The organism is Halodesulfovibrio sp. MK-HDV, from assembly GCF_009914765.1.
Classification (GTDB): Bacteria; Desulfobacterota; Desulfovibrionia; order Desulfovibrionales; family Desulfovibrionaceae; genus Halodesulfovibrio.
Window position 1 is genome coordinate 1 of record NZ_WYDS01000008.1, and the last position, 19,051, is coordinate 19,051.

Annotated in this window: 17 protein-coding genes, 2 rRNA genes and 1 pseudogene; 9 read left to right on the forward strand and 11 right to left on the reverse strand. The window is 45.2% G+C overall.

The window, feature by feature from the left end:
- The first annotated feature begins 80 nt into the window (after positions 1 to 80).
- Positions 81 to 195, forward strand: a 5S ribosomal RNA gene (gene rrf / locus MKHDV_RS07710).
- Positions 196 to 264: 69 nt separating this feature from the next.
- Positions 265 to 379, forward strand: a 5S ribosomal RNA gene (gene rrf / locus MKHDV_RS07715).
- 934 nt (positions 380 to 1,313) lie between these two features.
- Here the strand turns inward: rrf (MKHDV_RS07715) and MKHDV_RS07720 are convergent.
- From MKHDV_RS07720 to MKHDV_RS18895, 8 genes are all read right to left on the reverse strand, one after another.
- Positions 1,314 to 1,577, reverse strand: coding sequence for a hypothetical protein (locus MKHDV_RS07720; protein WP_160713964.1), 264 nt, complete (start codon positions 1,575 to 1,577; stop codon positions 1,314 to 1,316).
- Between the two features lie 3 nt (positions 1,578 to 1,580).
- A complete protein-coding gene (locus MKHDV_RS07725) occupies positions 1,581 to 2,498 on the reverse strand; it encodes an NAD(P)/FAD-dependent oxidoreductase (protein ID WP_160713966.1) in 918 nt (305 codons plus the stop codon).
- A gap of 24 nt (positions 2,499 to 2,522) precedes the next feature.
- Entirely contained in the window at positions 2,523 to 2,837 is a 315-nt protein-coding gene (locus MKHDV_RS07730) for a thioredoxin family protein (protein WP_160713968.1), read from the reverse strand.
- A gap of 20 nt (positions 2,838 to 2,857) precedes the next feature.
- Entirely contained in the window at positions 2,858 to 3,535 is a 678-nt protein-coding gene (locus MKHDV_RS07735; RefSeq protein ID WP_160713970.1) for a Crp/Fnr family transcriptional regulator, read from the reverse strand.
- A 51-nt stretch (positions 3,536 to 3,586) separates the two neighbouring features.
- The gene (locus MKHDV_RS07740) at positions 3,587 to 5,149 is read right to left on the reverse strand and encodes a sulfatase (protein ID WP_160713972.1); all 1,563 of its coding nucleotides are present in this window, start codon (positions 5,147 to 5,149) and stop codon (positions 3,587 to 3,589) included.
- Between the two features lie 17 nt (positions 5,150 to 5,166).
- Entirely contained in the window at positions 5,167 to 6,594 is a 1,428-nt protein-coding gene (gene nhaC, locus MKHDV_RS07745; protein WP_160713974.1) for a Na+/H+ antiporter NhaC, read from the reverse strand.
- A gap of 249 nt (positions 6,595 to 6,843) precedes the next feature.
- Positions 6,844 to 7,581 (reverse strand): MltA domain-containing protein, encoded by a 738-nt coding sequence (locus MKHDV_RS18890; RefSeq protein ID WP_254060436.1) that lies wholly within the window; start codon positions 7,579 to 7,581, stop codon positions 6,844 to 6,846.
- Entirely contained in the window at positions 7,548 to 8,072 is a 525-nt protein-coding gene (locus MKHDV_RS18895) for an MltA domain-containing protein (protein WP_254060430.1), read from the reverse strand. The genes MKHDV_RS18890 and MKHDV_RS18895 overlap by 34 nt, the downstream gene beginning before the upstream one ends.
- A gap of 198 nt (positions 8,073 to 8,270) precedes the next feature.
- On the opposite strand from MKHDV_RS18895, the gene MKHDV_RS07755 reads away from it, so the two are divergent.
- The 7 genes and pseudogenes from MKHDV_RS07755 to MKHDV_RS07780 all read left to right on the forward strand — a co-directional run bounded on the left by MKHDV_RS07755 (position 8,271) and on the right by MKHDV_RS07780 (position 15,232).
- Positions 8,271 to 9,005, forward strand: coding sequence for a YkgJ family cysteine cluster protein (locus MKHDV_RS07755; RefSeq protein WP_160713976.1), 735 nt, complete (start codon positions 8,271 to 8,273; stop codon positions 9,003 to 9,005).
- Between the two features lie 5 nt (positions 9,006 to 9,010).
- Positions 9,011 to 9,544: a shikimate kinase AroL gene (aroL, locus tag MKHDV_RS07760; RefSeq protein ID WP_160713978.1), complete on the forward strand. Its 534-nt coding sequence runs from the start codon at positions 9,011 to 9,013 to the stop codon at positions 9,542 to 9,544.
- A gap of 56 nt (positions 9,545 to 9,600) precedes the next feature.
- Positions 9,601 to 10,023, forward strand: a complete 423-nt coding sequence (locus tag MKHDV_RS07765) for a universal stress protein (RefSeq protein ID WP_160713980.1) — start codon at positions 9,601 to 9,603, stop codon at positions 10,021 to 10,023.
- A 104-nt stretch (positions 10,024 to 10,127) separates the two neighbouring features.
- On the forward strand, positions 10,128 to 10,953 hold an 826-nt coding region (aroC, locus tag MKHDV_RS07770; protein WP_371416022.1), incomplete at its 3' end, for a chorismate synthase.
- 1 nt (position 10,954) lies between these two features.
- A pseudogene (locus MKHDV_RS18900) lies at positions 10,955 to 11,227 on the forward strand (chorismate synthase); the annotation flags it as partial.
- Between the two features lie 24 nt (positions 11,228 to 11,251).
- A complete protein-coding gene (locus MKHDV_RS07775; RefSeq protein WP_160714240.1) occupies positions 11,252 to 13,453 on the forward strand; it encodes an ATP-dependent RecD-like DNA helicase in 2,202 nt (733 codons plus the stop codon).
- Between the two features lie 246 nt (positions 13,454 to 13,699).
- A complete protein-coding gene (locus MKHDV_RS07780; protein ID WP_216846887.1) occupies positions 13,700 to 15,232 on the forward strand; it encodes a response regulator in 1,533 nt (510 codons plus the stop codon).
- A gap of 12 nt (positions 15,233 to 15,244) precedes the next feature.
- Here MKHDV_RS07780 and apgM read toward each other — a convergent pair whose 3' ends face one another.
- From apgM to MKHDV_RS07795, 3 genes are read right to left on the reverse strand one after another with little or no spacing between them, the layout of a single operon-like run.
- Positions 15,245 to 16,441, reverse strand: a complete 1,197-nt coding sequence (gene apgM / locus MKHDV_RS07785) for an alkaline phosphatase family protein (protein ID WP_160713984.1) — start codon at positions 16,439 to 16,441, stop codon at positions 15,245 to 15,247.
- Positions 16,441 to 17,730, reverse strand: coding sequence for a homoserine dehydrogenase (locus MKHDV_RS07790; RefSeq protein ID WP_160713986.1), 1,290 nt, complete (start codon positions 17,728 to 17,730; stop codon positions 16,441 to 16,443). The genes apgM and MKHDV_RS07790 overlap by 1 nt, the downstream gene beginning before the upstream one ends.
- On the reverse strand, positions 17,717 to 18,913 hold the full coding sequence (locus MKHDV_RS07795; RefSeq protein WP_160713988.1) for an aminotransferase class I/II-fold pyridoxal phosphate-dependent enzyme: 1,197 nt from the start codon (positions 18,911 to 18,913) through the stop codon (positions 17,717 to 17,719). Before MKHDV_RS07795 ends, MKHDV_RS07790 begins: the two co-directional genes overlap by 14 nt.
- Positions 18,914 to 19,051 lie beyond the last annotated feature (138 nt).

Sequence of the window (19,051 nt, forward strand, 5' to 3'; positions counted from 1 at the left end):
TTTAGGGTTAGCCATTCGATGTGCGCAACAAGGTATATATTGTTTGCCTTTCCGGATATCTGACTGACCCGATTTTTTTTTCTAGTGACCACGGAGGTTGGGGTATACCCGATCCCATTCCGAACTCGGAAGTCAAGCCAACCATCGCCGATGATACTGCAGGGGAGCCTGTGGGAAAGTAGGTCGTTGCTAGAAGATATTTATTACTAATGAGTACGATGTGATTTACTTCTTTCCGTATTTGTAAAGTAAGCTGAGATTTTTCTTGGTGGCCATGGAGGTTGGGGTATACCCGATCCCATTCCGAACTCGGAAGTCAAGCCAACCATCGCCGATGATACTGCAGGGGAGCCTGTGGGAAAGTAGGTCGCTGCCAAGATATATTTTAAGACCGCGTTTCTTTTGAAACGCGGTCTTTTTTTGTTTAATAGCTTTTCATTGCGACTTGCTTTCCCACAGGCGCTAAAGAGTTGCGGCAAAGCCGTGAGCGTCCGTAAAAGGGGGAGGCAAGCGAAAAATGCTTCTACACGCATGCCGAGGCTCTGTCTGAGGCCGTACCGAAGCAGATAGCTGTTTAAGTAATTATGGTCTAAGGCGTTACGCCGCCAGCCAAACTATTCTATGAAATCAGAAAGCGTTGATGCCTGCTGAGCGGGGCTTGGTTGATTCTTTGTCTTTGTCTTTTTTTATTCTCGTCTTGGCCTTTCTCTTCAATTCTTCTTCGCTTCAACCGTAGGTTCATTCATCCGCTGACATTGTTTCCATTCTTATTGCCTCCACTGGCTGTCAGCTCTGACGGAATCATGACCGTAGTGCTAACTGTTACTTGTTCGTTCAATAGATTAAGAACAGCGTAGTGTTGTTTGTATGTTAGAACTGCCTACTATCCTTGGATAGACGGCTTTCGTTGTTTTTCTGTGGTGAGTGCAGTTTGCTGTTCTTGGTGCATAAGGTTTTCCAGTTGCTTTGACTGATACCAAGTCCCAAGCTTTCTCTTTCCACGCTCCCGCGGGGGGACGGGGTCAGCAAGCTCCAGATGAAGAGCCATCCGCAATGGTTATTTCCTTGCAAACGATTGTGTCTACCACTTCATTTCTTCTGCGTTTGAATCCTTGCTCTTGGACATACTAGAATGCTTTTAACTGATGTTCATGACACTGATTGATATCTACCCACGCTATGAATAGAAAGTACTGAAAAAGGCGCTTATCCTCGGATAAGCGCCTTTTTACTGCAAGACAATCGAATAGGAACTAGTTCACCATACGAAGAGCTTGATCAGAATATGGTTGGGATATTCTGGAGGTGCATTTTTAGTCATTTATATTTGATGCTAGCCATTGCGCGAATTGTTCGAGCAATTCAAAGCTTAAGTTTTTACATTGAAAGTTTTTACCATTCACTGCAATCACAGGAGTTTTACCGTTCAGACCCTGACGGGAAATTTCTAAATAGCAAGTTACCTCTTGAACAAAAGCAGACAGATCTTTCTTTTTCAGTAAGGTTCTAAGTCGGGTTGCTGCATGTTGTGCATTGTTCGTGTTCGGATCCAGAATGATTATCTGGAGCGTTTCCATAGGCTACTCAGTAATGCTGTGAATGAAACGTTCAGCTTCGAGTGCAGCGATAGTTCCATCTGCCATTGCTGTGGTGATTTGACGATATTTTTTTTGTCGAACGTCGCCTGCTGCGAAGACACCGGCAACGGATGTTTTCATCAGATCATCAGTATCTATGTATCCCTGTTTATCGAGTGAGAGTTGCCCCTCAAAAACTTCTGTACCCGGCTCTTGTCCCATGAATACAAATATGCCGTCACATTCATGTTCTATAGTCTCGTTTGTTGCGACATTACGCAATGTAACGGACTGGAGCTTTTCACCATAAACAACATCGGTCACTTCTGTTGAGTGTGAGATCGTTGAATTAGGGCGCGATTGTAATTCGTCTTGTGCGCTTTGAGCTGCAAAGAATGTATCCATTTTCTCCACAAGCATGAGTTCTTCAATTCCTTGATCGAGCAGGGCGATGGCTTCATCAAAACCACTATTACCGCCACCTACCACAAGAACTTTTTTCCCTTTATACGCAGCGCCATCACAGATGGCACAAAAATGGACGTTATCGCATTCTCCAGCTACTTCCAGTGGAACAGGCTTGCGTCCTGTTGCTACGATTACCGCTTTTGCTTTGTAAACAGTGTCGTCGGCTTCGATAATTTTTTCTTCGCCCGAGAAGTCGATAGCATCAATACAAGCTGCTTCTTCAATGTCTACACCAAGAGCTTCCACCTGTTCTTGAATGCGTTCAACTAATTCCATCCCACCTATGCTGGTGTAGGACGGCATGTTTTCAACGACTTTTGTCCAGTTAACAAGCCCGCCGCACGCATTCTCGTCAAGGATGAGAACACGTAGGTTTGCCCGCGCTCCGTAAATGGCAGACGTCATGCCTGCAACTCCGCCGCCTAAGATGATTAAATCGTATGTTGTGTTCATTGTCGTTATCCCTAACTTTACGAGTTACAGGGAGGCGTGGAGAGTTTTTAGTTCACGCGGGTTCATTAAACCGGAGTGAACTTTTACAACTTCACCGTTGCGAACAAACACGAGTGTAGGGACACGTTCAAATGAAAGCTTTTTCATTAATTCAGGATGAATTTCGCTATCTATGCTGAAAATTTCTACAGATGGCGCTTTTGCTGAAAATTTAATCAGAACTTTTTCCATATTTTTGCAATGCGGACACAACTCTTTATGGAAAAAGAGAATTGCGTCAGAAAGAGATGCAAAGAAATTATCGAGGTGTTCTTTTGGAATCGAGGTAATGGTACTCATAGAAATATCTCCAAAAAATTTTATTCATAAACAAGAGAAGAGAGACCTTCAATGTCGAGGATGTGTATCTTGTTCTTCGGCAGCATTTTAATAAGCTCTGCCTTCTCTAGTTCCTTGAGTGATTTGTATAGCGTAGCCCTGTGTGCACCAAGTATGCTGGCTATGTCTTTCATTCGTAATGAACCTAAAGAGATAACTTCGTTTGCGTGAAGCGGTGCTGAGTTATAGCGTAGAAGAATAAATTTAATTATCCGCTGATCCAACGAGTCTAAGCCTAAAGAAGCTGACTGGTTGCTGAGGACGCTTATTTTCTCAGAGAGTGTACGAATGATGTCTTTTGCAATTTCCGGATACTTGGGTAACATTTCTTCCACAGTTTTTCGGGAAAAGAAATATACTGTAGCATCTTGATAACAGGAAAAATAGCTGCGGATAGGTCTATTAATAAAGAACGGAGCTTCGCTGAATAACGAGTTCTGCTCGATATGCATAATAATTTTTTCCGCACCATCCCATGCCGTGCGTTGCATACGCACAATACCGGACTGCAAGTAGCAGAGTTCCTGAACCAGCTCTCCTGCATTGATGATGACTTCACCATGCTTGAATTCTTTTTTGCGTCCGAGGTGCAACACCTGTTCCCAGGCGTGGCTATCAACGTGAACCCGCCAGAATTCGTCTACATCGTGTGTGATCATGATTCGTCCTTCTCAATACAAGAGAGCCTATTCAGTTCTCGTTATCTTTACTTATGTGGTGCGGAGTTCACCAATGAACAGCTTTAATTGCTGTAGCAGTTCTTTGGCTTTCTCCGGATTGTCATTAATTATGTTCTTTAATTGGAACTGGTCAACCCGTCGGTCAAAAAGCTCATCAGATTGAGGTACAGAAACTTCTGCCCCGGGAACACATGTCCACATTTCTTCTTTTACTTCTAGCTTTGCAGACTGTTCACCAGCGTTACCGCCTGAGCCTGAACCATCGTAGAAGATTTTGTTCATGGAATCTGTGTCGATCTCTTTTTGCAACCAATGGATATAGCTATAATTATGAGTGATTATAGACCAGGACATACCGTAGTATCCAGCAATCGCAAAGTCACGAACCTTTTCAATTTCGCCCCGCATTACGGGGAGTAAACTGATTCCCTGAAGTTCATCAGCATCAAACGTGTTGATGCCTTCGTGTCCGGTTTCTTCCAGAGCATTTGAATCATCAAGACCAAGTGCATCAAGAATTGTGGCTGTAATATCGACGTTTTGAACAAAGCTGTCGATACGTTTGCCACCCTCCAGACCCGGTACATGTGCGAGCAGTGGTACGTGTACAAGTTCTTCGTAAGGCCAAGGGCGACATTTACGCATGAGACCGTGGCCGTGCTCATCATTACCCATAGGCTGTCCATGGTCGGAGGTAACAACTACCATTGTTTTTTCCCACAGACCTTGAGCTTTCAGAGAATCGAATAGCTTGCCGAGCCACTTATCCACCAGAGTCACTTTTTCAGCATACAATGCGCGGATGTGCTCACATTCTTCTTCGGTCATTACGCCTTCGATTTCTGTCCAAGGTGCAATGAGAAGCGGGTTCCCTTTGTAATCAGGGTTGTATGGGCATGGTCTTTCTTCCCATACGGAAGGTGGATCCCAAGGCTCATGCGGATCAAACGAATCGAGCCATAAGAAGAACGGACGGTTTGGATCGCGTTTTTCTTTAATCCAGTTGTCAGCTTCAGAAATAACTACCGATGCATAGTTATCTGCATCAGACTGCCAGTCCTGACGTTGACGGAGATAACATTCGGTTTCACGAATTAATGATTTACTTGAATCATCGTATTCGCCGTTTGCATTCTTTTTGAGCCATTCAGGAGAAAGAAAATCTTCTCCTTTAAACTTATCATTAAGATGGACGTTGCTGAATGTTTCGTGATCCAGCTCATGCCCGTTACAAAAACGGACATAATCGAAACCGCGTGAATATCCATATTTAGGCAAGCGCATTGGTGGTGTGTCGTAGACTAATGCAGTCTGAACTTCACGACACCAGAGCATGTCTGTAATTGTGGTGTCTTCTGTCGTAAGAGGACGCCAGCCACTGTATGGTAAAGTAAAACGTCCTGTCATTAATGCTCTGCGTACAGGAATGGTAGGCAGCCCTTCACTGTATGCATTCTCAAAGAGAAACCCCTTATCCGCGAATTTATCGAGGTTTGGAGTTTTTACTTCTTTGTTTCCGTAGCAGCCAAGATAGTTGAACTGCAACGTGTCAAGCATGATGAATAAAACGTTTTTGATGTTTTTCCGAGGCATAGTAAATCCTTCAACAATTATGCTGTGCTACTTTCTTTGCTCAGGGCGAGTGGGCGAACCGGCTCACCTTTCGTATTAAAAATCCCAAATCCTGTGACAGCACATGCCATGGAAATGAGTGGTATTGTGAAGTTAAAGAATGCGTACGGCATAAAGTCGACAGCACTCACACCGAGAACTCCTAGAATATAGAAAGCATGCACACTCCATGGGACAAGAGGGCAACCGAGAGTTCCGGCGTCTTCACATGTTCGGGAGAGAACCTGCGGGGCGATATCAGCATCCTTATATGAGTCGCTGAATGCACGTCCCGGAACAACAACAGCCAGAATCTGGCTACCTGTACCGAGAAGGATAATGTATGCAGCAACCAGTGTTGCACCTACAAGGCTAGTGGCAGACTTGGCTCCACGGAGCATAGCTTCAAGCAATACTTCAAGAACGCGTGCTTTTTCAAGAATGCCGCCAAAAGCCATACCGCTTGTGAGCAGGAGAATTGTAACCATGATGCTCATAAGACCACCACGGGAAAGAAGTTTGTTCAGTTCCGGTGAAGCTGTGGCAGCTTTGTAGCCACGAGTCATTTGTCCTGCGAGTTCTGCAATGGTAGAGCCTTCGAAGACTGCAATTGCAAGCGCACTTACGAGGCAGACAATCATTACCGGCAGTACAGGGAATCGTTTGTACGCAAGAATGATCATTAATGCCGGTGGAATAAATACGATAGGTGACAGGTTGAATGATGCTTCAAGGTTAGAAAGAATCACATTGATATTGGCGACACTACCGGAGTCTCCAGTATGCATTGAGCCGAGCAGCCAGTAGCCAATCAAAGTGATGATTGCTGCTGGAACAGTTGTCCAGAGCATTGAAGATATGTGTGTGAACAGCGGAACCCCACATACCGTCGCTGTAATGTTCGTAGAATCAGATACTGGAGACATTTTATCTCCGAAGTACGCACCGGAAACAATCGCACCTACTGTCCATGCAGGATCAAATTGCATAGCGCCGCCCACCCCAAGCAGTGCTACACCGATGGTGCCCATTGTGCCGAAAGATGTGCCTGTGGCCAGCGAAGCCACTGAGCAGAGGATAAAGGTTGAAACAAGAAAATGTTCGGGAGAAATAAATTTTAATCCCCAATAAATAATCGCTGGGATGGTACCGGAAGCCATCCATGCCGGAATAATCATTCCGACAATCATTAAGATGGCAACAGCCAGCTGGATTCTTCCAACGGCAGACAGCATGCCTTCCTGTAATTCTTCCCATGAATATCCGATTCGTAGTGACATGACGCCAGCAAGTACCACGGCAACTAATAGTGGCAGAACAGGAGGACGTACGCCGAGAATAACTGTGCCGTAGAGAATAACGGCAACGGGAAGGGAAAAGGTTAGAAGAGCCCACAAGAGTGATGGCTTTCTTCTTTCAGAGCTCATAGTGACTCCTAATAGCAGGGAGTATGGTAATGCGCTTTACCAGACTAGGAATAATAAGAAGCGGTACTCCCAATCTCGCTCCATTCCTCCTCTTTTTTCACCCCAATAGTACATAAACATTTCATTACGTACTATAACGAGAGCCAACCCTGCAATAAACAAACACAAGAGTCCGTTGCAAATACAACAACCTACATAAAAAAAGGAGAGCTTATGCTCTCCTTTTGTCGTTAACAATGCTTGGCCGAACTATTTAGGTAACAACAGCCAAACGGCGCCGTCTGCGTTCATGTGGCCAGCAATCCATGTAGCATCTTCACCGTAGCCGCTGAAGAGATCTAAATGGTGTTTTTTGATAGCGCCACCAGTATCCTGTGCGAGTCCTAATCCTTTCATATTATCTCCGTACTGGAATGCACCTTTTTCATTTTTTTCGGGCATTGGTACATCAAAAAGGAACATACTTCCCAGAGGAATGAATGATGGATCTGTTGCCAGTGAAACGCGTGGTGTAAGGGTTTGCCCCATTGCACCGTACGGACCGCTGTCTGAGAGTCTGAAGAACACATAGCTTGGATTAGTGCCCAGAAGCTTATATGTGTCTTCTGGATTGTCATCAAAGTATTTTCGAATGGCCTGCATAGACACACCATCTTTAGGCAGTAAGCCTTTACGAAGCATGACGCCACCTAAAGAAACATATGGTCGACCGTTTTTTCCGTCATACAGAATATGTGTGGTTGATCCATCTTCCAGAAGGAGTCGGCCGGAGCCTTGAATCTGTAAGAAAAAAATATCCAGCGGATCTTTTGCCCATGCGATTTCAAGACCACGTGAGCCTAGTGCACCCTTAAGGTCGATTGCGTTTCTGTCATAGTACGGAACGGCTTTGCCGGAATCTATGCGGTAGATTGCACGCTGGCCTTTCCATCGTGGATGAATATCTCCAAGGTTCAGTACCTGAAGATCGGAAGGCTTTGCGTACAGTGGATATGCATATCCCGGTTTTTGGTAAGGCTCGCCTGTAAGGCTGGCTCATAGTATCCAGTGAACTGTGGATCTGCATCAAGCCTGTAAAACGTAAAATTCTTTGCCAGCAATTCAGGATTTGCATCAAGTTTTGGCAAAAGCAACTGCATACGTTTAATAGCTGCCGCAAGAGTTTTCCACGTAACTTTTAATCCGTATTTATTAAGCGCAAGTTTAGACTGTGGTTTTTTTGAGACGTAAAGAGCGGAGCGTTCAAGAGCGGGGGCAAAATCCATCCATGATTGCATTCCCTGTTTGCCAATTGTGAGAGTTTGAATCACAGTATCGGCTTCCGAATCACTAAGTTTTATGAATCGCTCCCCTTCGGGTTGTTCTATAACCGGATCAACTGATTCGGTCGGTGGGGGAGACTGGCTGCACCCGGCAAAGAAAATAGTACTGATAATAAGTAGTGCAGATAAAATTCGAGTAATATGTCCGACAGTCAATTTCGTCCTCCAGTACAGTATGTGGTTAGCTTCTGTAGCATGGAATATTTTGAGTTCAAAGCCCGAACCGCAAACACCTTTTTTATCCAATATAGAAAGTTGCGGCTCTGATTATTGACAGTAATGGTTATAATGTGGCTTTGTTGCAAAAAAATAGATGTGATAATTTTCTTTTGATATAACGGATAAGGATACATTTTGGTTTCAGAAACAAAACAAGAACGAGTTATTCGTAAGGAAGCATTTACCGCTTTGTTCAATGAGTCGGAAACATTGCCTGAGCTGTTGTTTGAGACTCCGGAAGAAGCAGCGGGCAGCATTGCTGCCCTTATGCGCGGTTTTTGGAAATTTGTGGATGACAGTGTTGAGCGCGAAGTGCCGCACCATACACAAACCTGTGCCAAGGGGTGCAGCTACTGCTGTTCTCAGCCTATTTTTATGGATATTTTTGAGGCTGTAGCATGTATTCAATGTATGGAAGGCGAAGAGATAGCGACGGCATTTGCGGAGGGTTTTCCAGCATGGCAGGAGAATTTTACACCACAACAGCCAGTGTTATGGAAAGCGTTACAGGAAGATAAATGGGATGAGTTGGGAGTGCTGACAAATAAATTGACTGCGCCCTGTCCTTTTTTATTGAATGATGAATGTTCATGCTACGAAGCACGCCCGATGGTGTGTCGTACGTGGGTTTCAAAAAAATTCAAATTTCTGTGCAGAATGAATCCATCCAACATAAAATATACCCTGAAATGTCAGGATACAGTGCACGACGCGTACAACCGTGTGTTGCTGCATATTGCCACGTCATTTGAAATTCCGTTAGCAGCGGGCGGCTGGACAACACTGCCTCTTGCCTACAATTCTGTGGAAGGAAACGGCGCAGAGTTATTGAAGCATGCGATTGCTAAACATTTAACCTATAGCAGGTAAGCGACGTGGAATGTTCAAAGCGGATATATCTCATCGGTTCACGAGGATGTGGTAAAACCTCTGTGGGAGTGGGGCTGGCAAAGCGCTTAGGATGCAGTTTTATAGATACCGATGCGTTTTTGTGCGAAATGCAGGGCAAAAGTGTCAGTGAAATTGTTGATTCTGAAGGCTGGGATGCATTCAGAGATTGTGAATCTGCCGCGCTAATTGCTGCTACTGGGGACAATGCACAGGTAATTGCTACAGGTGGCGGCATGGTACTGAGAGAGCAGAACCGTACGTTCATGCGTGAACACGGTGTCGTTATTTTTATTGATGTGCCGCCAACCGAACTTGCTCGACGTTTGAATGCAGATCCTTTGGATGCTCAGCGTCCTTCATTAACAGGAAAATCTCTTGTCGATGAAATTAAGGAAATACTCGCGGCTCGGATGCATTTATATGACGAATCATCACATATAACGGTTGATGGTACGCAGTCTGTTCAGGAAATTATTGATAACATCATGGAACTACTTGAAACTAACCCGGTTTCATAGTTAGATAATCCATAATCAAAAAAAATATCTTCCTAACACGATGCGAGGAGAACAATATGAAGATCGAAAAGGTTCTTGTTCCGGTGGATGGTTCAGAATATTCCCGAAGGGCTGTTGAATATGCTGCAGATTTTGCATCAATGGTCGGAGCTTCTGTTGTATTGCTCACGTGTCGTTTAGAAGTAACATCGCTGTTGAGTAAGGAATTGTATGAAAAAGCAATTACCGATCTTGATGCACATGCAGAAGAACTTTTAGGACCATACAAAGACATATTTGCTAAAGCACATGTGTCGGTTACGGAGATGGTTCTGGGAGGAATTCCTGAAGATACTATTATGCAAGTAGCAAAGGGCGAGAATTGTGACATAATTATTATGGGTTCTCGTGGCTATTCAGACATTAAAGGCTTGTTCCTTGGCAGCACAACGCATAGAGTGCTGCAACTTGCAGAGTGTCCTGTAACAGTGATTCGTTAAGAAATAATTTTTCAGTATATATCGGGGAATTTTTCATAATGAAAGATTCCCCTTTCTTTTGTTTGAACGGCAACCATTGACGATTTTTTAGTAAGGAGCCTGATATGAGCGGTAATACGTTCGGCACACTGTTTCGCTTAAGTACGTTTGGCGAATCCCACGGTGCGGCTTTGGGCGGCACTATTGAAGGTTGCCCATCCGGTATTGCATTAACAGAGGCAGATATTCAGCGTGAACTGGATTTACGCAAACCCGGTCAGGGTGGCATTGCAGCTACAGCACGTAAAGAAGCAGACGCTGTGCGCATTCTTTCCGGTGTGTTTGAGGGTAGAACAACCGGCACACCTATAGGGTTTATTATTGAGAATACAGACCAACGGTCACGCGACTATGGTGACATCATAGAAAAGTGGCGACCGGGTCATGCAGATTTCGGATTCGATCAAAAATATGGATTTCGTGACTATCGCGGTGGCGGACGTTCTTCCGGACGTGAAACCGTAAGCCGTGTTGCTGGCGGTGCTGTTGCACTGCAGCTTCTTGCAACGCAGGGCATTAGCGTGAACGCATACACAGTGGAAGTTGGCGGCATTGCTGCTTCTACAATTGATGCAACAGGAGCACAGAAACGCCCCTACTTTGCAGCGGATGACGCAATTGTTGATGCATGGAATGAACGAGTAAAAGCAGTGAAAAAAGATGGCGATACCCTTGGTGGTATTGTACAGATTGAAGCTGTAGGCGTGCCAGCCGGACTCGGTGAACCTGTTTTCGATAAGCTTGATGCCTTGCTTGCTCATGCTCTCATGAGTGTAGGAGCTGTGAAAGGTGTTGAGATTGGACAGGGCTTTGAAGCTGCACGTATGTTGGGAAGTGAAAACAACGACGGCATGAACGCTGAAGGATTCACCTCAAACAATTGCGGCGGTANCTTGGCGGCATTTCAAACGGTATGCCTATTATTGCCCGTGCCGCAATTAAGCCGATTCCATCCATTGCAAAAGAACAGCATACAGTCACACGCAGTGGTGATCCTTGCACTATGCAGATAAAAGGGCGTCACGATATCTGCGCTATTCCGCGTGTTGTGCCTGTTTTAAAATCTATGGTCGCGCTTGTGCTTGCAGATTTACTGCTACAGCAAAGTAAGCAATTTTTTTCGCCTGTTTCGGGCGTTGTAGAACCTAGAGGGTTTGACGAATAATATAACTGCCAGTACATGAGCTACATGCAACCTACCTTACCAATCGATAATAATCCCCAGAGTGCCGCAAACCTTGATGGCATTCTGGAACGTATAGTCTTTCATAATGAAGAGAATGGCTATTCTGTGCTCAGGTTTAAAACCGCAGCAGGGGATAACTACACTGTTGTGGGAAATATTGCAGATCCACAAGTCGGGAGTTCATTAAAACTTACCGGCGAATGGGTGGATAACGCAAAATTTGGACGGCAGTTTAAAATGCTTACGTATGAAACCAGTCTTCCGGCTGGTCTTGTAGGCATCCGCCATTATCTTGCATCAGGTCTTATCAAGGGCGTTGGCCCTAAGACTGCTGAACGCATTGTTGAAGCCTTCGGCGATGAAACCTTCGCAATTTTGGATAATGAACCCGAAAGGCTTTCAGCGGTAAAAGGTATTGGTAAGCGTACAGCGATAGGTATTCAAGAAGCATGGTCAGAGCACCGTGGCATCCGCGATCTCATTATGTTTCTGCAACCGCACGGGGTTTCCACAGCGTATGCAGTACGTATCTATAAGTTCTACGGAAAACACGCGCTGAGTGTTGTTCAAGAAAACCCATACCGTCTTGCTATGGATATTAGCGGGATCGGGTTTGTAACAGCCGACATCATTGCTCAGAAAATCGGGTTTGAGGTGGATTCTCCTTTGCGTGCAGAGGCGGGCACCTTGTACATGCTCACTAAAACATCAGACGAAGGGCATGTATATTTTCCGTTTGATGCACTGGTGACTAAGACATCCGATAATTTGAATATTCGAGCTGATCTTGTTGAAAATGCCATCGAAATTCTTGAACGTGAAGATCGGGTTGTAATCGAAGAACTTTCCAACGGACAGGTTGCTGTCTACCGTTCGCGATTTCATGCATATGAATCCGGTATTTCAACATACATAAAAAAGATTCTTGGTTCGCCGAAGACTGTGCTTATCAAAAATCCGAATGAAATTGTTGAAGAGGTTGTAGCAAACCTTGGAATCAATTTGGCTGAAGAACAACTCGAAGCGGTGCATACTGCTGTCCGTAGTAAAATGATGGTGCTCACAGGTGGGCCGGGTACTGGTAAAACAACAATTACCAAGGCCATTGTACAATCGTACAAGAAGCTCAAAGCAAAAATTTTGCTGTGTGCTCCAACGGGACGTGCGGCTAAGCGCATGTTTGAGACCATCGGGGTGGAAGCAAAAACTATTCACCGCCTGCTGGAATATTCTCCACGCGAAGATGGCTTTCAACGTAACGAAAACAACCCGCTTGCGTGCAGTCTTATTGTTATCGATGAATCTTCCATGATGGACACCATGTTGATGTTCCATCTGCTCAAGGCTATTCCGCTTGGCGCAACCGTAATATTTGTCGGTGATGTACATCAGCTGCCATCTGTTGGCCCTGGTAACGTTCTTAAGGACGTTATCTTATCCGGCGTTGTGGATGTGGTTGAACTGCATGAAGTTTTCCGTCAGGCGCAGGAATCAGATATTATTACCAACGCACATAAAATTAACGCTGGTGAAGTACCATTTCTGGAATCTTCCAAAGAGCGGTTGTCTGACTTCTATTTCATTCGACAGGATGATCCGGAACGTTGCGCAGCAATGATTGTGGATTTAGTAAAGAATCATATTCCGCGTCGTTTCGGTTTTGATGCAATTGATCAAATTCAGGTACTGACACCAATGCACAAAGGTTCAGCTGGCTCCGGCAACCTGAACCATCTGTTGCAGGAAGCATTGAACCCGCAGCCATTGTGTCTGAAACGCGGCGATCGTGAATACCGTCTTGATGACAAAGTTATGCAACTGCGTAACAACTACGATAAAGACGTGTTCAACGGCGACATCGGGCGTATCTGCGTGGTGAATACAGAGGACAAAAAGCTTACAGTTCGATTTGATGATGAAAAGAACGTCATCTACGATTTTAACGAATTGGATGAACTGGTTCCGGCATACGCAATCTCAATTCATAAATCGCAGGGCTCTGAATATCAGGCTGTGGTTATTCCTGTGCTTACCCAGCACTATGTATTGCTACAGCGTAACCTGATTTATACTGGCGTAACTCGCGGTAAAAAACTTGTTATTCTTGTAGGTGCTTCAAAGGCGCTTACTATAGCAATTAAGAATAACAAAATGCAAAAGCGTTTTACGTATCTTGCCATGCGGTTGAGTGAGTTTTTGCAGTAGCTTCTTATTGGGACTGTGTTGACTTTGTTTCACTAGTCCAAATCGCTGCCACCGGTGGGCGCAACCTAGAGAATATCAATCTCTCTGATTATCAAAATAGTCAGAGAGATTTTTTTATAATGAAATTTGAGATCTTTACAGCGCGCTAAACTGACGGCTATGGTACGAAAAATTAGCATAGAAAAGATGAACAGTGCGGGGATGTCTGTCGTCTGGTGGGGCACCGAAAAACAGCGGGAGTATAGCGTGACTGTTTCAACCAATGTGCTGACAATGGAAGATGATCCTGTAGTGCGTGAAACCATTGCGGCATATCTTGCGGATGAAGGATATACGGTAACACAGGCTGAAAGCGGACTACAGGGACTTTCTCTGGTTCGAGAAAAAAAGATTGATGCAGTTTTACTTGATTGGCGTCTTCCGGACATCTCAGGTGGAGAAGTGCTTTCAAAACTTGGTAGTGTAAACCCTACACTACCGATTATTGTTGTATCCGGAACTGATGAAGTCGGTGAAGTTATTGAAGCGTTAAAGCGTGGTGCATGGGATTACCTGCGTAAGCCGCTTAAAAATATGGATATACTTATAGATGCGATTGAACGTAATCTCACCAGAGCACAGCTTTTACGGGAAGCTGCTTTGGAAGGAGAGCATCTAAAAGAGCTTGTACACAGCCGCACAGAAGAGCTGGAGCGAGCAAACGCTTTGTTGAGGCGCGAAGCAAAAGAGCGGCAGGAATATGCCGCTGCTTTAACAGAGAGTGAAGCTCGTTTCAGGCAGCTTGTGGAGACAGTACGTGAGGCATTCTTTGTACGTAATGCGAAGACCAAAGAACTTACATACGTTAGTCCGGCGGCAACAGAAATGTTTGGCTTTACCCCTGATCAGTTTGCTTTGAATGCCCGTTTGGTGCTGGAGTTGCTTCATCCTGATGATCGTGAAGAAGCGACAGAGAACATTTTACAAGTATTCGAAGGGCAGTCGCCTGGAAATTTTGAATATCGTTTTTTGGTGGGTGAAGAGCAAAAATTAAAGTGGATTGGTTTTCGTATCTTCCCCGTAAGGGATTTTAAAGGTGAAATTTACAGACATGTAGGTGTAGCCGAAGATATTACGGAACGAAGGCGTGCACATGACGCGTTATGTGCCTCACTAAGAGAGAAGGAAATTTTATTCAAAGAAGTGCATCATCGGGTTAAGAATAATCTACAACTTGTTTCCAGCCTGCTGAGTCTTCAGGCGCAGCGTATTTCTACTATAGAAGACCGTGAGCGTTTTCTTGATTCACAACGGCGTATTCAATCCATGACCTTGGTGCATGAGGAGCTTTATCGTACAGATGATCTTTCCTGTATTGATTTTAGCTATTATGTAGAACAGTTGGCACGACGTATTGAACAGGCTTTTTCTGCAGTTGTTCCGGTGGAATTGGTTGTGGATTTAGAACGAATTCATTTGTCAGTTGATACCGCAGTGCCGTGTGGTCTGATTCTCAATGAACTTATTTCCAACGTGTACAAACATGCGTTCATCGGTAGATCACACGGAAGGCTGTATTTATCAGCTGGGCTGCGTGACAGCTCAATTGTTCTTAAGGTTGTTGATGATGGCGTTGGGTTTCCTTCTCAATTTGATATAGAGGAATCCAACTCATTAGGGATGCAGGTTGTTCATGCTCTTGTTGAGCAATTATCTGCTGACCTTGTTATTACAACCGACAGAGGGACAGAGTTTGAACTTACATTTTCAGATTCAAGTCTATGTATGTTGCCATCATAGCAATAGAAATTTCTAGATAGTAAGGTCTTGAAGTGTGTCGAGAAGGAGTGTGTCTTTAGCTAGATGCACTCCTTTGTTGCATTCTGCCTCTGTGAATCTATGTACGGATGTCTGTAGCGGGAGCTCAGGGTGGTAGGTAATGAATGGAACAGCTCCATGAGCATGGGCTTTTGTGGCGGCAGGTGTGAGATGATCAGTTGTGACCGTAATGCACGCATCCGGCATTTCCTGCAGGAGAATCGGCAACAGCTCTCGATCAATTCGCTCTATGGCATTTTTCTTACCGGTGGCATCGCCAAGGTGCCCGCAATGATCTGGTGCTTCAACATGGATAAACGCGATGTTGTTGTCTGGCTCTTGAAGGAAGGTAAGTGCAGCCTGTGCTTTTGCTTTAAGGTCTGTGTCTGGAAGTCCGGTGAAAGAAGGGTGCGATATAACTTCCATTTCAGCCATATATCCAAGACCGTGGAGGAGGGGAATGCCGGAAACGACGCAACCGTTTGTTTGGTACAGGGTAGCAAAGTCGGGCAAAGAGTATGGGCTACCTTGTCCCCAAAGCCATAAGGCATTCGTTTTAGTGGAGTGTTCTGCAAGAAGTGCTGAAGCTTTTTTGATAATAATCTGCAACGGAACCGGATAGCAACAGAGCTTTGTTTCCAGCGGGATACCTTGCAACATATGAGGGCCGGAGGTTGCAAATGCAGGAAGTCCTTGTTCACCATTGTTATGGTTGTGCTCTTCAAGAAGTAGACGACCGTTTTTTTGAATCAACAAATGACGGTACGTTTTGTTTGAGACAAAGGTAAAGGATGTGTCGCTGCATTCCGCATTCAATGCCTGTATCAGAGCTTCTCCTTCCTCTTGTGTGATGGAAGAAGCACAAGGTGCAGTAATGGTTTCGTGCTCTGTACGGCAGAAGGTAACGCGCCAGATGAGGTCATCTGTAGAAACAGAGAGGCCAAGGGCTGCGGCTTCAATGGGGGCACGTCCGTTATGGTACAGGGTAGGAGAATATCCGAACAGGGACATATTGCCCACGTCGGAATCTGGGCTGTATCCCTCAGGAATAGTATAGCAAAGACCCGCCACACTGTGGCGGGTCATAGAATCTAAAACAGGAGTCTCTGCTAGTTCCAAAGGCGTACCTTCGGGACACAAAGACGGGTCGTCTGCTGCGCCGTCAGCTATGCAGACTATGAATTTTTGCATTACAGAATCCGGTAGAATACAGGCTCTTCGAGAACAAGCCCTTTTTCTTTCATTCCTTCCACTGCCTTGTGAACAGCTTCTGCGCGTGCTTCGTGTGTAAGGAATACAACAGAAGCAGTGGTTTCAGTACCGTCTTTCTGAATAGCCTGAGCTATAGAAATTTCCTGTTCAGCAAGGGTACCTGCCAGATCACGCAATACGCCCGGTACATCCTGTACCATTACGCGGAAGTAGTACTGTGAAGTAGCGTCTTCCGGAGCAAGGATATCTGCAAGTGGCGGAACCTGTTTCACGTAGCCGGTGTTGTTAGGATTTGCATCACGGGCAATGGTGAGGATGTCACCAATAACTGCACTCGCGGTTGCAAGATCCCCAGCACCCTGACCATGCATGAATATAGGACCACACGCGTTGCCTTCAAGACGGACTGCGTTGTACGCGCCGCCAACACGGGCAATAAGCAGGGTGTGATGCACCAGCATAGGGAACACACCAGCTTCGATTTTGCCATCTACGTTGCGAACTTGACCCAGCAGTTTCACACGGTAGCCGAATTCACGGGCAAATTCGATATCCTGAGGGTGAATATTGGAAACACCCACAACAGGCAGCTTGGTAAACGGATATTCAACACCGAAGGCAAGACGGGTGAGCAGACACAATTTGTGTGCAGCATCAAACCCTTCAATGTCCAGAGTCGGGTCTGCTTCTGCAAAACCAAGTTCCTGAGCCGCTTTAAGGGCGGTGTCGAAATCGAGCTTTTTAGTGGTCATCTCGGACAGGATATAGTTCGCTGTACCGTTAAGAATGCCCACAAGGCTCTGTACCTGATTACCGGCAAGGTTTTGCTTCAAGCTATCCAGAATAGGGATAGCACCGCATACACTTGCTTCGTATGTAAGATGTACGTTGTGTTCTTCTGCAAGTGCAAAGAGGTCATGACCGTCTTCTGCAAGCAGTGCTTTGTTAGCAGTAACAATATGCTTACCTGCTTTAATAGCAGCGGTGATAAGCATTTTTGCAGCGGTAAGGCCGCCGATCAGCTCAACAAGAACATCAACTTCCGGATCGTTAACAAGGATGTCCGGATTGTCCGTAAGAACTGTCCCTTCTGGAAGGTCAGCAGCACGTGGCTTGGATAAGTCGCGTACGAGAACAGATTTTACAACAATCTCTCTACCGGTACGTGCAACAATAGAATCACGGTTTTCTTTAATAACTTTTAGAAGACCACTGCCAACAGTACCGAAACCGGCAATGGCTAAAACGAGGGGTTTATTCCTTGGCACAAATACATCCTTCTTTCTGGAAAAACTTTTTTATTCCACGACACGCCTGATTAATGCGGTGCTCATTTTCAATAAGTGAGAAGCGAACATAATCGTCTCCGAAGTGACCAAAACCAAGCCCCGGTGAAACTGCAACTTTAGCTTCAAGCAGCAGGGTTTTTGCAAATTCTACTGAACCCAATTTCTTGAATGGTTCAGGAATCTCTGCCCATACAAACATGGTAGCCTTTGGTGAAGGAACATCCCATCCTGCACGCCCAAGGCCATCGATTAATGCATCGCGGCGTTTTTGGTATACTTCGACTATTTCATGCACGCAATCATCAGGACCGTTTAATGCAACCGTCGCAGCAATTTGAATTGGTTGGAAGATACCGTAATCAAGATAAGACTTGATTCTGGTAAGTGCGTGAACCAGTTTTTTGTTGCCAGCACAAAAGCCGACTCTCCAACCAGCCATAGAATAGCTTTTTGACATTGAGTAGAATTCTACTCCTACGTCCTTAGCACCTTCTGCCTGAAGGAAGCTTGGAGGAACGTAACCGTCAAAAGTAAGATCTGCGTACGCCATGTCATGAATGACATACACATTATACTTTTTAGCCCAGTCTACGACTTTTTGAAAAAATTCAGGGGTAGCCAGCTCAGTTGTCGGATTGTGCGGATAACTGAGCATAAGCACTTTAGGCTGCGGCCACGTTTGTTGTGTGGCGGTTGTCAAATCCTCAAAAAAATCTCGTCCCTTACCTATTGGAATCCTACGGACATCTGCTCCCGCAATAATAGCGGCGTATGTATGGATAGGATAGGTCGGGTCCGGGGCAAAGACTACATCACCCGGTGAGAGCATAGCAAGAGCGAGATGCGCAAGGCCTTCCTTGGCTCCCATCGTTGCAATAGCTTCAGTATCCGGATCAAGATAGACATCATATTTTCTTTGATACCAGTCACAAATAGCTTTACGCAAGTTCGGAATGCCCTTGGAAGCTGAGTAACGATGGTTAACGCCTTTGTGTGCCGCTTCTGTAAGCTTCTCCACGATGTGATCGGGTGTGGGAAGATCAGGGTTTCCCATGCCCATATCGATGACGTCGATATTCTGATGTCGCAGTTCCATTTTTAAATCGTTAACAACTGCAAATACATAGGGTGGTAATCTGTCGATTCTTGGGAATTCATTCATAGCGCGTATATCCTCTAGGCGTTTTATTTTTTCCTAGAGTACATATTGAGGCTGCGCCTGTAAAGTCAATGAGAGCGGTGCGTTTGGGAGGAATGGGTGAGACTTGTGATTTTATCATCAGAATAATGAGTATAAAAT

What these genes read in the sequence shown, in the direction of transcription:
- MKHDV_RS07720 (WP_160713964.1), bottom strand. Translation starts at nt 1,577, where the DNA reads ATGGAAACGCTCCAGATAATCATTCTGGATCCGAACACGAACAATGCA.
- MKHDV_RS07725 (WP_160713966.1), bottom strand. Translation starts at nt 2,498, where the DNA reads ATGAACACAACATACGATTTAATCATCTTAGGCGGCGGAGTTGCAGGC.
- MKHDV_RS07730 (WP_160713968.1), bottom strand. Translation starts at nt 2,837, where the DNA reads ATGAGTACCATTACCTCGATTCCAAAAGAACACCTCGATAATTTCTTT.
- MKHDV_RS07735 (WP_160713970.1), bottom strand. Translation starts at nt 3,535, where the DNA reads ATGATCACACACGATGTAGACGAATTCTGGCGGGTTCACGTTGATAGC.
- MKHDV_RS07740 (WP_160713972.1), bottom strand. Translation starts at nt 5,149, where the DNA reads ATGCCTCGGAAAAACATCAAAAACGTTTTATTCATCATGCTTGACACG.
- nhaC (WP_160713974.1), bottom strand. Translation starts at nt 6,594, where the DNA reads ATGAGCTCTGAAAGAAGAAAGCCATCACTCTTGTGGGCTCTTCTAACC.
- MKHDV_RS07765 (WP_160713980.1), top strand. Translation starts at nt 9,601, where the DNA reads ATGAAGATCGAAAAGGTTCTTGTTCCGGTGGATGGTTCAGAATATTCC.
- MKHDV_RS07775 (WP_160714240.1), top strand. Translation starts at nt 11,252, where the DNA reads ATGCAACCTACCTTACCAATCGATAATAATCCCCAGAGTGCCGCAAAC.
- apgM (WP_160713984.1), bottom strand. Translation starts at nt 16,441, where the DNA reads ATGCAAAAATTCATAGTCTGCATAGCTGACGGCGCAGCAGACGACCCG.
- MKHDV_RS07795 (WP_160713988.1), bottom strand. Translation starts at nt 18,913, where the DNA reads ATGAATGAATTCCCAAGAATCGACAGATTACCACCCTATGTATTTGCA.